The sequence below is a fragment of the Achromobacter sp. UBA5777 genome, from assembly GCF_002418565.1.
GTDB lineage: Bacteria > Pseudomonadota > Gammaproteobacteria > Burkholderiales > Burkholderiaceae_B > Achromobacter > Achromobacter animicus.
In genome coordinates this window covers 1-15,446 of sequence record NZ_DIEJ01000176.1, presented here as the reverse complement: position 1 = coordinate 15,446, position 15,446 = coordinate 1, and the positions used below count along the sequence as shown (strand labels likewise).

At 66.7% G+C, this 15,446-nt stretch carries 13 protein-coding genes and 1 pseudogene; 5 read left to right on the top strand and 9 right to left on the bottom strand.

Annotated features, from left to right (window positions below; all coding sequences use genetic code 11):
* Positions 1 to 192: 192 nt before the first annotated feature.
* From B3446_RS13750 to B3446_RS13735, 4 genes are all read right to left on the bottom strand, one after another.
* The gene (locus tag B3446_RS13750; protein ID WP_291381842.1) at positions 193 to 1,245 is read right to left on the bottom strand and encodes a FecR family protein; all 1,053 of its coding nucleotides are present in this window, start codon (positions 1,243 to 1,245) and stop codon (positions 193 to 195) included.
* Between the two features lie 8 nt (positions 1,246 to 1,253).
* Positions 1,254 to 1,775 carry a sigma-70 family RNA polymerase sigma factor gene (locus B3446_RS13745; protein WP_291381840.1) on the bottom strand — a complete coding sequence of 174 codons (522 nt, stop codon included), beginning with the start codon at positions 1,773 to 1,775 and terminating at the stop codon, positions 1,254 to 1,256.
* A gap of 228 nt (positions 1,776 to 2,003) precedes the next feature.
* Positions 2,004 to 2,720 (bottom strand): GntR family transcriptional regulator, encoded by a 717-nt coding sequence (locus B3446_RS13740; RefSeq protein ID WP_291381838.1) that lies wholly within the window; start codon positions 2,718 to 2,720, stop codon positions 2,004 to 2,006.
* A gap of 15 nt (positions 2,721 to 2,735) precedes the next feature.
* Entirely contained in the window at positions 2,736 to 4,511 is a 1,776-nt protein-coding gene (locus B3446_RS13735) for an IlvD/Edd family dehydratase (RefSeq protein WP_291381836.1), read from the bottom strand.
* A gap of 220 nt (positions 4,512 to 4,731) precedes the next feature.
* On the opposite strand from B3446_RS13735, the gene B3446_RS13730 reads away from it, so the two are divergent.
* Together B3446_RS13730 and pdeR are read left to right on the top strand one after the other, a co-directional pair.
* Positions 4,732 to 5,727 carry a Bug family tripartite tricarboxylate transporter substrate binding protein gene (locus tag B3446_RS13730; protein WP_175124133.1) on the top strand — a complete coding sequence of 332 codons (996 nt, stop codon included), beginning with the start codon at positions 4,732 to 4,734 and terminating at the stop codon, positions 5,725 to 5,727.
* 288 nt (positions 5,728 to 6,015) lie between these two features.
* The gene (gene pdeR / locus B3446_RS13725; protein WP_191577327.1) at positions 6,016 to 8,013 is read left to right on the top strand and encodes a cyclic di-GMP phosphodiesterase; all 1,998 of its coding nucleotides are present in this window, start codon (positions 6,016 to 6,018) and stop codon (positions 8,011 to 8,013) included.
* Positions 8,014 to 8,037: 24 nt separating this feature from the next.
* Here the strand turns inward: pdeR and B3446_RS13720 are convergent, their stop codons facing one another.
* Complete coding sequence (locus B3446_RS13720; RefSeq protein WP_175124135.1) at positions 8,038 to 8,922, bottom strand: crotonase/enoyl-CoA hydratase family protein; 885 nt, start codon at positions 8,920 to 8,922, stop codon at positions 8,038 to 8,040.
* Positions 8,923 to 9,342: 420 nt separating this feature from the next.
* Between B3446_RS13720 and B3446_RS13715 the strand changes: the two genes are divergently transcribed.
* Entirely contained in the window at positions 9,343 to 10,218 is an 876-nt protein-coding gene (locus B3446_RS13715) for a dienelactone hydrolase family protein (protein ID WP_291381832.1), read from the top strand.
* An 8-nt stretch (positions 10,219 to 10,226) separates the two neighbouring features.
* Here B3446_RS13715 and B3446_RS13710 read toward each other — a convergent pair whose 3' ends face one another.
* Positions 10,227 to 10,970, bottom strand: a complete 744-nt coding sequence (locus B3446_RS13710) for an SDR family oxidoreductase (protein WP_291381830.1) — start codon at positions 10,968 to 10,970, stop codon at positions 10,227 to 10,229.
* A gap of 116 nt (positions 10,971 to 11,086) precedes the next feature.
* Between B3446_RS13710 and B3446_RS13705 the strand changes: the two genes are divergently transcribed.
* Positions 11,087 to 11,998 (top strand): LysR family transcriptional regulator, encoded by a 912-nt coding sequence (locus tag B3446_RS13705; protein WP_291381828.1) that lies wholly within the window; start codon positions 11,087 to 11,089, stop codon positions 11,996 to 11,998.
* Here the strand turns inward: B3446_RS13705 and B3446_RS13700 are convergent.
* The gene (locus B3446_RS13700; protein ID WP_175124139.1) at positions 11,977 to 13,371 is read right to left on the bottom strand and encodes a GntP family permease; all 1,395 of its coding nucleotides are present in this window, start codon (positions 13,369 to 13,371) and stop codon (positions 11,977 to 11,979) included. The genes B3446_RS13705 and B3446_RS13700 overlap by 22 nt on opposite strands.
* Before the next feature lie 140 nt (positions 13,372 to 13,511).
* Between B3446_RS13700 and B3446_RS13695 the strand changes: the two genes are divergently transcribed.
* Positions 13,512 to 14,237, top strand: coding sequence for a class I SAM-dependent methyltransferase (locus tag B3446_RS13695; protein ID WP_291381825.1), 726 nt, complete (start codon positions 13,512 to 13,514; stop codon positions 14,235 to 14,237).
* Between the two features lie 12 nt (positions 14,238 to 14,249).
* On the opposite strand, the gene B3446_RS13690 is transcribed toward B3446_RS13695, so the two are convergent.
* Positions 14,250 to 14,687, bottom strand: a complete 438-nt coding sequence (locus B3446_RS13690) for an NUDIX hydrolase (protein ID WP_291381823.1) — start codon at positions 14,685 to 14,687, stop codon at positions 14,250 to 14,252.
* Between the two features lie 49 nt (positions 14,688 to 14,736).
* Positions 14,737 to 15,446: pseudogene (locus B3446_RS13685) on the bottom strand (hypothetical protein); the annotation flags it as partial.

Genomic DNA, 15,446 nt, shown 5'->3' with positions numbered 1-15,446 from the left:
GGGATGGCCAGCGCGGGCGCCGCGAGCAGCGTGGCGGTGGCGATGCGGCCCGCCAGGCGCGCCGTGGCCGCGCGTCGCAGGAAACGGGAGGACTGGCGCTTGGGCGCCCGGACGTGATTCATGAACTGGCCTTTCAGAGAGGTGAGGTTGCAGTGTGCTCACCTGCCTTGACCCGCCAGATCGCAAAACGGATCAACTATTTTGTAACGGCGGTGCGGAACGTGCCGGGCCGGGGCCGGCGACGAGGTGCAGCCGGCGTCCGCGCCAGAGCCGAGTCTCGGTTTCGACGCGGATATCCAGCGTGGCGCTGAGCGCGGCCAGCACCTTGTCCACGTTGCTGACAGGAAACGAGCCGGACAGCCGCAGGTCCGAGACGGCGGGGTCACAGCTGATCGTGTCGCGGCTATAGCGGCCCAGCTCGGCGACGAAGTCGGCCAGGCGCATGCCGCGGGCCACGATGAAGCCGTCCTTCCAGGCGATCTGGTTTTCCTCGGCGGTGGCGGGCTGCGCGATGCCCCGCGCGGAGTAGTTGGCGCGCAATCCCGCCTGCAACGTCAAGCCGTGCTCGGCATCGTCGCGCGGGCGGATCTGGACCGCGCCCTGGAAAACGCTGACTTCCGTCGATCCATCCAGCAGCCGCACGGCGTATTCGGTGCCGAGCGCGCGCGCGGTGCCGTGGGCGGTTTCAACGCAGAACGGCCGGTTCAGCGTGCCCGATTCGTGGGCGGTCGCGATCAGGATCTCGCCCGCGATGAGCATCACGCGCCGGCGGTCGGTGGTGTAGCGCACGTTGATGGCGCTGTCCGTGTTCAATACCAGGCGGGTGCCGTCCGGCAGCGTGACGGTGCGGCGTTCGCCGATGGCGGTGCGATGGTCCGACGTCCAGGTGCGCCACGGCGTGATCTGCCCCACGCCCCACGCCGCGCCGCTCGCGATGGCCAGCGCGCTCATGGTTTTCAAGGCGCGGCGGCGCTGGGCGGAAGCAGGTGCGGCCAGCGCTGCCTTCGCGATGGCCGCGTTGGCGGGGCCGGCCAGCGGCCGCAGTGTGCCTTGCACGGATTCAATGCGCAGCCACGCGCGCTCGTGGTCCGGGTGCGCAGCGCGCCAGGAGGCCCATTCGCGCACCGTTTCCGGCGCGACGGGTTCGTCTTGCAGTTCCACCAGCCATTCCAGCGCGCGCTGCGCGACGGCGGGCGGCAGGGTGGCGGCGTCGCGCGTGTTTCCGTACCAGGACGAGGCGGACATGCGCCGGCTCATCCCGTGAAGGAAAGATCGGCAAAGCAGCAGCGCTGCAAGGCCTTGACGAGGTAGCGCTTGACGGTGGGGATCGAGATGCCCAACGCGTCGGCCACTTGGGCGTGGGTGTGACCTTCAAGCTGCGACAACAAAAAGGCCTGCCGCACGAGGGCGGGCAGGCCGTCCAGCAGGCGGTCCAGCTCCAGCAAGGTTTCGAGCACGATGGCGCGGTCTTCGGGCGACCAGTGCACGGCTTGCGGCGCCTGGGCCAGCGCGTCCAGGTACGCGCGCTCCAGCTTCTCGCGGCGCCAGTGGTTGGACACCAGATGCTGCGCCACGGTGGTCAGAAACGCGCGCGGTTCCGTGAGCGTGGCGGGAATGCGTTCGCTGCTCAGGAGGCGGATGAAGGTGTCGTGCGCCAGGTCTTCGGCCTGATCTGCGTTGCCCAGGCGGCGTCGCAACCAGCCCCTGAGCCAGGAGTGATGATCGCTATAGAGTGTTGCGATGGAGGAGGGGAAGGCGCATCCCGGCGTACTCAAGATCCAACCTTTTGGTCTAGCCGCCGGCGCCTCGCAGTGGGAGGCGGGACAACTGCACATGCGAATTTCTGGAAATAGTAATTGTTATTATTACCGATTCCAGGCACGGCTTGTCAAATTGTTGCCGAGCGCGCATGGTCGGGCGTTGCCCGGAAACGTCAGACGTAAGTGGCGAGCCGGGGCGGTTGGATGTGAGCGTTCGGACGGAGAGCCGCTAAGCGCGAACGGTCAGACCGGCGCGGAAGGCGCCAGATAGGCGCCCTGCGTCTGCGCATACGCCTGTTGCGACGCCAGATAGGCATCACGCGACGGAATCAGGTGATCACGGCACACCGCCATCAGCGCGTCGCGGTCTCCGTCGCGCAGCGCCTGGATCATCGTCCAGTGTTCCTGGCGCGCGCGTTCGCGGTGCCCGGCCGTCACCAGCGAGCCGAAGCGGATCGGGTGGGTGCGACGCGCGTATTCCTCGATGGCCTGTCCCAGCACCGCGTTGTCCAGGAGCCCCACGAATTCCCGATGAAAGCGCTGGTTGCTGCGGAACACGCGGCGGGCGTCACCCGCGGCGACGGCGGCATCGTGTTCGCGCTGCACCGTCACCAGCGCGGTCAGCCGCGCCTCGGACACGGGCAGCGGCATCTGGCGGGCGGCGTGCACTTCCAGGACTTCACGCAAGGCATACAGCTCCATCACCTCGCGCACGGAAAACGCGCGCACCACCGCGCCGATGTTGCGCTTTTTCTCGACCACGCCCAGCAGTTCCAGGTCGACCAGCACCTGGCGCACCGCGTGCCGTTTCATGCCGAAGCGCGCCATCAGCTCGTCCTCGGTCAGGCGTTCGCGCGGATGCAGCCGGCCGAAGACGATGTCTTCTTCCAGCGTGGCCACCGCTGCCTGGACGGCGTCGGGGGCGGGTTCCTGCAAGGCGGCGGGCGTGATGGCGTTCATGGCAAAAGGGCGGGGTTACTTCTTGGGGACCGTGTCGTTCGTGACACCGGCGCGCAGGAAGTCGAAGTCGACGCCCTGATCGGCCTGCGTCACGGACTGCAGGAACAGCTTGCGGTAGCCGCGGTCGGCGGTGGGGCGCGTGATGGGATTGGCGGCGGTGCGGCGCGCCAGCTCGGCGTCATCGACGAGCAGCGCGATCTCGCGCCGGGCCACCGACAGGCGGATGCGGTCACCGTTCTGCACATAGGCCAGCGGACCGCCGATGGCGGATTCAGGCGTGACGTGCAGCACGATGGTGCCGGCCGCGGTGCCGCTCATGCGGCCGTCCGAGATCCGGACCATGTCCTTGACGCCCGCGCGCGCCAGTTTCTTGGGAATGGGCATGTAGCCGGCTTCGGGCATGCCGGGCGCGCCGGTGGGGCCGATGCGCTTGAGCACCAGGATGTCGTCGGCGGTTACGTCCAGCGCGTCGTCGTCGATGCGACGCGCCATGTCTTCGGCGTCCTCGAACACGACGGCGCGGCCTTCGTGCTCCATCAGCTTGGGGTTGGCGGCCGATTGCTTGATGATGGCGCCGCCGGGCGCGAGGTTGCCGCGCAGCACGGCCAGGCCGCCCACCGGATAGATGGGGGCGGCGGCCGTGCGGATGACGTCCTGCTTGAAGGGCGGCGGGGCGTCGTCCAGTTCTTCGCCAAGCGTGCGGCCGGACACGGTGAGGACGTCCAGATGCAGGAACGGACGCAGCTCGCGCAGCAGCGCCGGCATGCCGCCCGCATCGTGGAAGTCTTCCATATAGTGCTGGCCCGACGGCTTCAGGTCGACCAGCACGGGCGTCTCGCGGCTGATGCGGTCCAGGCCGGCCAGGTCGATGTCGATGCCCAGGCGGCCCGCGATGGCGGTCAGGTGGACGATGCCGTTGGTCGCCCCGCCGATGGCGAGCAGCACGCGCAGCGCGTTTTCGATGGACTTGCCGTTCAGGATGCGGTCCGGGGTCAGGCGCGAGGCCGCCATGGCGACGGCGGTGGCGCCGGTGTGTTCGGCCACGCGGACGCGGTCGGCAGTGACGGCCGGGGCGGACGCGCCGCCCGACACCATCATGCCCAGCGCCTCGGTGATGCAGGCCATGGTGCTGGCCGTGCCCATGACGGAACAGGTGCCGACACTGGCAACCAACTGGTTGTTCACGTCGGCGATCTCGACGGCGTCGATCTCTTCGGCGCGGTAGCGGCCCCAGTAGCGGCGGCAGTCGGTGCAGGCGCCCACGCGTTCGCCGCGGTGCGAGCCGGTCAGCATCGAGCCGGTGACCAGCTGGATGGCAGGCACGCCGGCCGAGGCGGCGCCCATCAGCTGCGCGGGCACGGTCTTGTCGCAGCCGCCGATCAGCACGACGGCGTCCATGGGCTGCGCGCGGATCATTTCCTCGGTGTCCATGGACATGAGGTTGCGCAGGTACATGCTGGTGGGTTGCGAGAAGCTCTCGTGCACCGAGATGGTGGGGAAGTCCATGGGCAGGCCGCCGGCCAGCATGACGCCGCGCTTGACGGCCTCGATGAGCTGCGGCGCGTTGCCGTGGCAGGGGTTGTAGCTGCTGCCGGTGTTGACGATACCGATGATGGGACGCGCCAGGGCATCGTCCGACAGGCCGGCGCCCTTGATGAAGGCTTTGCGCAGGAACAGCGAAAAGCCGATGTCGCCGTAGTTGGTCAGCCCGCGGGCGACGCCGCGCGCGGTGGCGCTGTCGCTGTCAAAAGGGCCCTTGCCGGGCTTGCCGCCCTTGGTGTCGTCCGTCATTTTCAGTCCCGATAATATTATTGATAATCCTGCGGCGACATCATATCCAGCCCGTTGGCGGCCCTGCAAGCGGTTTATGCCGGGAGTTCCATTGATCTGTTCTGAAGATCAGTCGATAGAAAAATACCGATTCTTCAATCAAGGGCTGACCCCTACACTGGCGCCGTTGACGAACCGGGCGTCCGTTCATTCCTATACCCATCCCGGCTGGAGAGACCACATGTCAGACCTGCGTCTGCGGCCACGCCGCGCCGTGCTGTTTTCCCTGCTGGCCCTGTGCGCCGGTGTTTCTGCCCCGGCGTTCTCGGCCGACGCCTATCCCGACAAGCCGATCCGCATGATCGTGCCTTACCCGCCCGGCGGCGCCACCGACGTGATCGGCCGCGTCCTCGCGCAGGAACTGACGGGCGCGCTGGGCCAGACCGTGGTGGTGGAAAACCGCGCGGGCGCAGCCGGCAACATCGGCGCGGACCAGGTGGCCAAGGCGCAGCCCGACGGCTACACGCTGCTCATGGGCGCGCTGACCAGCCACTCCATCAATGCCGCGCTCTATCGCGGCCGCGTCACCTACGACGTGGAAAAGAGCTTCGCGCCGGTCGCCATCGTGGGCACGGTGCCCCTGGTGTTCGTCGTGAACCCGTCGGTGCCGGCCAAGACGCTGCCCGAGTTCATCGCGCTGGCCAAATCCAAGCCTGGCTACATGACCATGGCGTCCGCCGGCAATGGCTCGCCCCAGCATCTGGCCGGCGAAATGTTCAAGCGCACCGCGGGCGCCGATATCCTGCACGTGCCCTACAAGGGCAGCGGCCCGGCCATGACCGACCTGATGGGCGGCCAGGTGCTCAGCATGATCGAGACGGTGCCTGCCGCGCAGGGCAACATCAAGGCGGGCAAGCTGCGCGCGCTGGCGGTGACCTCGCCGCAACGCGTCGATGCGCTGCCCGACGTGCCCACCGCCGCCGAAGCCGGCCTGAAGGACTTCGAGGTCAGCTCGATGTTCGGCATCGTCGCGCCGGCCAATACGCCTGCGCCGGTCATCGACCGCCTGAATGCCGAGCTCAAGAAGATTCTGGCCAAGCCTGAGGTCAAGGCGTCGCTCTTGAACCAGGGCGCGATCGCGACGTGGACATCGCCTGCTGACGCCAGCGCGCGCGTGTCCGCTGAAGTCGCGCGCTGGACCAAGGTGATCGACGAGGCCGGCGTGAAGGGCGAGTAAGCCGCTTCTGACGGCGCGCCGCGCCTCATTGCTCCCCACGCCGGAAATTCGCCACGGATTTCCGGCGTTCTCATTTTTGCGACTTCTGAAAGGAAGCGAAATAATCGCTTCCGCCGCGTTGTGCGCTGCGCTGGGAAAGACGCTGTATTTCAGAGAATTGCACTGGCGCTGCGAACGGCTATGCAATAAACCGAAATAAAGCGGTTTTGGGGCCCGACAAGGTGGTTGACCCCAAATTCAGTAGCCCGTAATGTGTTCCGCGGGCCTTAGGACGGCGGGGGGATACCAATGACTGAGAACCAGGACGAAAAGTCGATCCTGCACACGCATTTCGGTACGCATAGCCCATATTGGCGGTTGTCCGCCGATAGCGATGCGATTGAACTCGCCGCAGTCAAGGGCGCAACCAATATCGCCATGGGCTTGCGCCCGGATCAGGCCGAGGCCGTGCGCGGCCTGACGGGCATCACGTCCAGCGTGCGGATCGACATCATGCTGTATGGCGATCTGCTGCACCTGCATCTGGTTGGCCGCAAGATCAATCCCAACGAATGGGCCGGCACCGCATCGGCCCACACCGATACCGAATCCGTCGCCAAGGACCTCGTCGAAGGTCTGTCGTTCGCCGAAACGGTAGTGTCCGAAGCCAATTCGGTCATCGTGATCGTCGACCAGAACGGCCGCGTGCAGCGCTTCAACAAGCTCAGCGAGGAATACACCGGCAAGCGCGAACAGGACATCGTGGGCCGCAGCGTCTTCGACATGTTCATGACGCGCGAGGAGGCCATTGCCTCGCGCCGCAATATCGCCGAGTTCTACAAGCGTGGCCAGTCGTACGAGGTCGAGCGCACGATCAACACGGTCAAGGGGCCGCGCCTTTTCCTGTTCCGCAACAAGTTCGTCACCAGCGGCAGCGGCGAGAAGCGGGTCTACCTGATCTGCTCGGGCACCGACATCACCGAAGAGCGCCAGGCGCAGGAGCGCCTGCGGGTGCTGGCCAACACCGACATGCTGACCAACCTGCCCAACCGCCACGCAATCACGTCGCGCCTGAAGGCGGCGCTGGCGGCGGGCCGCGAAGGGCGAGGCGGCGTGTTGTTCCTGGACCTGGACAACTTCAAGCGCATCAACGATCACTACGGCCACGGCTTCGGCGACCGGCTGCTGAAAGCGGTGTCGGTCGCCATCTCGAACTGCCTGTCCGATGGCCAGACGCTGGCCCGCCTGGGCGGCGACGAGTTCATCGTCCTGCAGGAAGAGGCGCAGGCCTGGCAACTGGAGGCCACCGCGCAGCGCATCATCGAGCGGCTGCGCGAACCGTTCCGCCAGGGCCTCATCGAGGTCTACACCAGTTGCTCCATCGGCATCGCAATGTACCCCGATCACGGCGCCGACCTGGACAGCGTGGTGCGCAGCGCGGATATCGCCATGTACGTGGCCAAGGAAGCGGGCCGCCATACGTATCGCGTGTTCCAGCCCGACATGGACCGCCGCAACGCGGACTATGTGTGGCTGGATACGAACCTTCGCAAGGCGCTGGCCGAGAACCACCTGATGCTGTACTACCAGCCCAAGCTGGTCGGCCGCACGGGCGAGGTCGACGGCGTGGAAGCGCTGGTGCGCTGGCGTTCGCCGGAACGCGGCATGGTGGGTCCCGACACTTTCATCCCTTACGCCGAGGAGTCGGGCCTCATCTCGCCGCTGGGTGTCTGGGTGATGCGCGAAGCGGCCCGGCAGGCGGCGGCCTGGAAGCGCGAGGGCCTGAACCTTCGCATCGCCATCAACATGTCGGCCCGCCAGCTGGACGACAAGGGCGTCGTCAGCGAATTCATGCGCGCCATCAACGACGCAAATCTCAACCCCTGCCTGGTCGACATCGAGCTCACGGAAAGCTGCCTGATCGACGATGAAGACGCCGCCATCGAACTCATCAAGCAGTTCCGGCAACTGGGGGCGCGTGTGCACCTGGACGATTTCGGCACGGGTTATTCGTCACTGTCGCAACTGGCGCGGATTCCGCTGGACGCGATCAAGCTTGACGCCAGCTTTGTGCGTGGCGTCAACGAGAATCCGGTGTCGCAGGCGCTCGCGCGCGCCATCGTTGCCGTGGCGCGCACGCTCGAACTCCAGGTCATTGCCGAGGGCGTGGAAACCCAGGAAGAAACCGTCTTCCTGGACACCCTGGGCGTGGACGCCAAGCAGGGCTACCTGTACGCCAAGCCCATGCCCGCGGCGGAGCTCACCGCCTGGCTGGCGCAGCGCCGCCGGCTGCATCTCATTGCATGACGCAACCGGCGGCGCGCCGCCGGATCAGTGCATGGTGGCCACTTCGGTGGCCTCCGAATTGCTCGCCGTGCGGCGGTTCTGCGCCATCACCAGCCGCTCCATGTAGGCGCGGTCCTTCGGATCGATGGAGAAGGCGGCTTCGACCCAATCCTCGGTAATGTCCATCAGCTCGGCGCGCGGCAGAGCCAGCACGCGCTGGCGCGCGCGCAGCATGGCGCGCATGCCATTGAGCTTGGGCCGCATCACGTCGATGAAGGTGCGCGTGGCCTTGAAGGCCTCGCCCGGCTCGAACAGCACGTCCACCAGGCCGCGGCCGTGGTACCACTCGGCCGTGTGCGATTCGCCGGTGCTGATCAGCTCCTCGGCCAGCTTCATGCCCGAGCGGCGGGCGACCAGCGAATAGCCGCCCATGCCGGGGAAGAGATTGAACGCCATTTCAGGGAAGCCCATGCGCGCATTGTTTTGCGCGAGCACGAAGTGGTGGGCCAGCGCGGCCTCGAAGCCGCCGCCCAGCGCGGTGCCTTCGATCATGGCCAGCGAGATGGCGCCGGTGTCGAAACCGCGCGTGGCGGCGTGCACGCAATCGACGCATGCACGGGCATAGGCCCGCAGCGCCTCGCGCTTGCCGGTGCGGATGGCCTCGGCAAAAAAGTTCAGGTCGCCGCCGACGTTGTAGATCTGCGGCACCAGCGAGCCCGTGACCCAGAAGTCGATGGGCAGGCCGGAGTCCTTGGCGGCACGCGCCAGGGTCATGATCTCGTCGATGAGTTCATGGTTAAAGCACGGGCGCGGTTGCGCGCGCAGCATCATCCACATGACACGGCGACCTTCCTCGTAATACGCGGAGATCTGCTTCAGATTGCCTGCGGCGGTAAAGGGGTGGCAGTCCGGATGAATGAGTTGATTCATTGCTTTCGTCCAATCGATCAAGGTGAGTCGGAGTACTGCCGGGTCAGGCTAAACCACGGCTTACGGACTCCGTCTCATGCAAACCTCGTCCAACTGGCCAGACTTTTCCGTAAATCAAAGTCCGGAGCGCGCGAACTGAAAATTTGAAAACCGCCGAAATCGCCTCGGCCCATCGGGCGAGGCGCGCATGGGTAATTCGGATGAGGACGTCAGCAAATATGCGGCATTCCAAGCCGCGGCATGCGCGTCTGTCCACGTGACCGCGTTCATGCGTAGGGATGAGGGTGGGCCATCGCGCCAACGCCGGGCCGCGCCGAAAGCCGTGCGTGTGCACCCCTGCGCGTGCGACTGGCGGAGGCGATTTGGTGGGCGTACTGTGGCTCGCACCTCAACCGTGGCCTAACCCGAAGGGGGAGCAACATGAACGTTCTTGAACGCATCTCGCTCGTTTGCCTGGCCGGACTGGTCGCGGCCTGCGCGTCTTCCACACCCGGCCGCAATAGCAAGGAAACCGTGGAACGGGTGCCCGTCTCGGTGCAGACGGACACCGGCGTTGTTGTGGGAGCGCTGGTCGTGACCGTGTATGCGCCCGCAGCGCCGGGCAAACACCCCCTCCTGATCATCAACCACGGTCGGGGCGCAACCGCCGAGGAACGGGCCAAGATGAGCCGCACCCAGTATCCGCAGGCGGTCAGGTACTTCACTGATGCCGGCTTCGTCGTGGCGGTGCCGCTGCGGCTGGGCTATGGAGAAACGGCCGGCCCCGATCTGGAGGACAGCGGTCCTTGCGGCGATCGCCAGTTCACACCGATGTTCAATCGGGCCGCAAGCCAGATCGGACAGGTCGTGAAGGCGCTCCAGCAGCGCCCCGACGTGGACGCTTCCAACGTCGTGCTGGTTGGACAGTCGATCGGCGGCGGCACCGTCATCGCGCTGGCTGCGCAGAATCCGCCCGGGGTCAGGACGGCCATCAATTTTTCTGGCGGCGCGGGCGGGGACGCGAAGTCTCCGGGCAACCCGTGCGGGCCAGACCGGCTGCAGCAGACGTTTGCGTCTTATGGGCAGACGACGCGCCTGCCCACGCTTTGGATCTATTCGGAGAACGATCTCTTCTGGGGGCCCGACTGGCCCAAGCGCTGGGTGGACGCCTACAACACGGCGGGCGGTCACGCGACTTTTGTGCCGATGGGACCCGATGGCAACAACGGCCATCTGCTGTTTCCGCGCTCGCCGCAGAAGTGGCAGCCGGTGGTGGCAGAGTTCCTGCGGGCGCAGGGCTACGCGATGCCGAAGTAGGCGGGCGCTCAGGCCACGCCGCCATTGGCGCGCACGATCTGCCCGTTTACCCATCCGCTGTCGGATCCTGCCAGGAACGAGACGATGCCCGCGATGTCATCCGGTTGGCCCAGGCGTTCCAGCGGCGGCATCTTGGCATAGTGCTCGATCAGTTCGGGACTCTTGCCCTTGAAGAACAGCTCGGTGGCGACAGGGCCCGGGGCGACGGCGTTCACCCTGATCTGGCGTCCGCGCAGTTCCTTGGCGAAGACCTGCGTCAGGCTTTCGACGGCGGCCTTGCTGGCGATGTAGACCGAATAGCCGGGCAGGTTGAGCGCGACGGTGGTGCTGGACACGTTGACGATGCTGCCGCCGTCGGCCAGACGTGCGGCAGCTTCGCGCAGCGTGTTGAAGGTGCCGCGGGTGTTGATGTCGAACGTCCGGTCGTACAGGTCGTCGCTGGTGTCCGCCAGCGGCTGCACCTGCAGCACGCCCGCGCTGTTGACCAGCACGTCGATCCGGCCGAATTCGGCCTGGACGGCGTCGAACATCGCGCGCACGTCATCGGGCTTGGCAACATCGGCGCGCACGGCCAAGGCGCGTCCGCCGCCCTGGCGGACTTCGCCGGCCAGGGCGTCGGCTTCTGCCGCGCTCGAGGCGTAATTGATGGCGACGGCAAAGCCGTCTTCCGCGAGACGGCGCACGATGGCGGCGCCGATGCCGCGCGATCCGCCAGTGACGAGGGCAACGCGCTGGGAAGCTTGGTCATTCATGGTTTGCTCCTTGGATGGGTTGGTGAGACGTATGATCGACTATTCCGATCCAAAGATAATTACGCCTGCTTTGCTAAGATAATTTCATTTGCTTTAACAATAGGCGGGGCAGGGGCATGGATCGTTTCCAGGAAATGCAGGTATTCGTGCGCATCGCCGAACGAGGCAGTTTCACCAAGGCGTCGGACGACCTGCGCATTCCGCGCGCCACGGTCACCAACCTGATCAAGCGCATGGAGGCCCGATTAGGCGCACGGCTGCTTGACCGCACCACGCGGCAGGTCCGGCTGACGCATGACGGCGAGGCTCATTACCAGCGGTGCGTGCGCTTGTTGGCCGATCTGGAAGAGGCCGACGGCGCTTTCCTGGATACCGCGCCCAAGGGGCTGTTGCGGGTGAACGCGCAGGGCACGCTTGCCCGGTTCTTCGTGATGCCCGGCCTGCCGGAATTTCTGCAGCGCTATCCAGACATCGCCCTGCATCTAGGCGAGGACGACCGGCTGGTGGACCTGGTGCGCGAAGGCGTCGACTGCGTGCTGCGCGCGGGCGTCCCGCAGGACTCCACGCTGGTCGGACGAGTGATCGCCCAGATGCCGCAGGTGACGGTCGCCAGCCCGGCCTATCTGTCGCGCCACGGCGTGCCGGACTGCGTGCAGGCGCTGGAACGGCACATCGCCGTAGATTACGTGTCCAGCGTGACGGGCCGCGCCGTGCCGCTGGATTTCATGGTGGACGGGCGCATCGTGCAGATGCGCCCGCGTGCCGTCGTCAGCGTGAGCGGGGCCGAACTCTATACCAGTGCGGCGCTGGCCGGTCTGGGGCTGGTGCAGGTGCCGCGCTACCGCGTCGAGCGTGAACTGGCGGCGGGGCACCTGAAGATCGTGCTGCCCCACGCGCCGCCCGCGCCCATGCCGGTTTCCGTGCTGACGCCGCAGAACCGGCAGGTGCCGGCGCGGGTGCGGGTGTTCACGCAGTGGCTGGCGGGCGTGTTCGCCGCCGCCTTCGATCAGACGATGCCGGTCAGGTAGAAGACGCCGATCACCAGGAATACCGACAGCGTCGATATCAGCGTGATGGCGAAGATGTCGCCGTAGGATTGGCGGTGCGTGAGACCCGTGACCGCCAGCAGCGTGATGACCGCGCCGTTGTGCGGCAGCGTGTCCATGCCGCCGCTCGCCATTGCGGCGACCCGGTGCAGCACTTCCATGGGGATGCCCGCTGCCAGCGCGCCGTCGATGAAGGTCTGGGACATCGCGGCTAGCGCGATGCTCATGCCGCCCGAGGCCGAGCCCGTGATGCCGGCCAGCGTCGTCACCGCGACCGCTTCGCCCACCAGCGGATCGGGAATGGCTTTCAAGGCCTGCGCGACCAGCAGAAATCCCGGCAGCGCGGCAATGACGCCGCCAAACCCGTATTCGGCTGCGGTGTTCATCGACGCCAGCAGCGCGCCCGACACGGCGCTCTTGCTGCCTTCGGCAAAATGCGACTTGATGGCGCGGAACGAGAACAGCAGGATGGTGACGATGCCCGCGATCAGCGCGCCCATCACGGCCCACAGCGCCACCTGCTCCTCGGCGTTGACGGGCAGGGGCTTGGCCAGGCCGGGCAGGTCGACTTCGGAACCGGCCGGATACCAGCCCGGGATCCAGCGCGTCAGCAGAAAGTTCATGACCCCCACCACCACCAGCGGCAGCAGCGCGATCAGCGGATGATGATTGCGTTCGCCGGTGGGCGCAGCGGGCTCGTTGCGCAGGTCCGTGCCGTAGGTCTCGCCAGCCGCGGCGGCGCGCTTTCGTCGCCATTCCAGGTAGGCGATGCCGGCGGTCAGCGTGAACGCAGCGCCGATGAGACCGAGCCAGGGCGCGGCCCAGGTCGTGGTCTCGAAGAACGTGGTGGGGATGATGTTCTGGATCTGCGGCGTGCCGGGCAGCGCCGTCATGGTGAAGGTGAAGGCGCCGAGCGCAATCGCGCCCGGCATCAGGCGCTTGGGAATGCCGCCCTGGCGGAACATCTCGGCGGCAAACGGGTAGACCGCGAACACTACGACAAACAGCGATACGCCGCCGTACGTCAGCACCGCACACACCAGCACGATGGCCACGATGGCGCGCTCGGCGCCGATCAGACGCAGCACCGCCTGCACGATGGCGCGCGAAAAGCCCGACAGTTCGATGAGCTTGCCGAACACGGCGCCCAAGAGGAACACGGGGAAATAGAGCTTGGCGAAGCCCGCCATGCGCTCCATGAAAATGCCCGAGAACACGGGCGCCAGCGCTGACGCGTCTGTCAGAAGCACCGCGCCCATGGCTGCGATGGGCGCGCACAGGATGACGCTATAACCTCGATACGCCGCCAGCATCAGAAACGCCAGCGCCGCCACCACGATGAACAATCCGGTCATTCGGTACTCCAGGAATGAAGAGACAGGGGGTGTGGGGCTACACCTTAACTTATTGGGGTGTCTGACACCGTCGCGGACAGGCGCCGAGGATGGGTATAGTAGGCCGGCGCCGGCGCAGGGCCGGCCGCAAGGGAGGAGACATGGCAGAGCAGACCCCCGACCACGCGCATTGGGCGGCGGTGGCGGATCAGTGGATTGCGTGGGCGGGCACGCCAGGGCACGACGCCTTCTGGGCGTACCGCGACGGCTTCGTGGATTATCTGGGCGCAGGCGACGGCCGTCGTGCGTTGGAGATCGGCTGCGGGGAAGGGCGCATCAGCCGCGAAGCGCGCGCGTTGGGGTATCGCGTCACCGCCACCGATGCGGTGGCGGCGATGGCCGATGCTGCACGCGCGGCGCAGTCCGCCGATGACTATGCGGTGGCGCCTGCCGCCCAGCTGCCATTCGCCGACGGCGCGTTCGAGCTGGTGATTGCCTACAACGTGCTGATGGACGTGGACGACGTGCCGGCCGCGCTGCGCGAAGCCCGGCGGGTGCTCGCGCCGGGCGGCACGCTGTTCATGTCGCTGGTGCACCCGTTTCGCGACCGCGGAAGGTTTGCAGACGCATCGCCCGATGCGCCGTTCGTGGTGGACGGTGCCTATTACGGCCGCGAACGCTTCGACGGCGTGGAGTCGCGCAACGGCCTGAGCATGCACTTTGCGGGCTGGTCGATGCCGCTGCAGGACTACATGGCGGCGCTGGAGGCGGCGGGGCTGGCCATTGTGTCGTTGCGCGAACCGAAGCCCGACACGGCTGGCAACGCGCAGCTTGCGCAGTGGTCGCGGATTCCGATGTTTCTGTGGATCAAGGCGCGTGCGGTGTAGGGCGTCAGACGTCTACCGCGCCGCCATCAGCTCCGCGGCCTTGTGCGCCAGTTCCGCCACGCCGAAGCTCGTGGCCAGCGCGTGAGCATCCAGATCGGCCAGGGACACCCAGCGCGCGTCGCGCGCATCGTCGCCCGCCACCGGTTCGCCGGACACCCAGCGGCACAGCACCGCAATCAGGATGAAGTGGCGGCGTAGTACGCCGGTGTCTTCGCGGTCGAATACGTCGACGGCGTCGAAGACATGCAGCGGCTCGGCAGTCACACCGGTCTCTTCCAGCAATTCGCGCGCGGCCGCGTCAGCCAGCTGCTCGCCCGCGTCGATCTTGCCGCCCGGGAACGCCCAGCGGTCCTGATCGGGCGGGTTGGCGCGGCGCACCAGCAGCACGTGGCCGTCGCGCACGACGGCGGCGATGGTGGCGGCGATGGGGCGCGGGGCGGGGGTGGTCATGCGGATCTCCAGCGGCAGTCAGGCGTCTGCCAAGGATACGCCGGTCGGTTCACACCTCTTCGATGCGTTGCATGGGCGCGAACGGCGTGCCCAGATCGAGCAGCGCGTAGATGCGTTCGGTGATGCGCTGGCGCCGCGTCGGCCTGCCCATGCGCCACCGCATGTCCAGCCATAAAAGCGGGAGTGCAAAGCACAGCCATACCAGCAGGAACATCCCAAGAATGAACAACGAGAGTTCCGGCAAATCGCCCTGGAAAGCCTCGGCGTCCATGAACCAGGTCAGGCCCATGAGGAACAGCCAGACCGCAAGCATCAACCCGCCGATGGCCTTGAGCAACGGCGCGCGCTGGTTCATGCCGACGCCGACCGGCGTGTCCCTGCCGGGAAAGGCGCGGAATCGCAGATGACACATATAGGTGCGCCCGTCCTCAAGATTGCGCAAAGCGTAGACCGCATGCGGCTCGTCCGGCGCCGGCTGGGCATTGACGGCCATCTCGACGAAATCGTCATGCGCCAGGAACGGCTGCCAGCTTCCCAGCGATTCATCGACCGTCATCAGGAACTGCCGGCCCTGAACGGAAAAACGATAGTGGCCGTAGGTCGGGCCTTTGTGTACATGCCGCGTTTCATGCGTGATCGCATCGAGCTGCCCCCGGATCAGGAGCAGGGGCGGATCGCCATCCTGTGTCAGCGCGGCCGGTTCCTGCCGCAGCGGTGGGGCGGCCGGGGCGGCTGGCGCCGCCGCCATGGCCGCTGGCC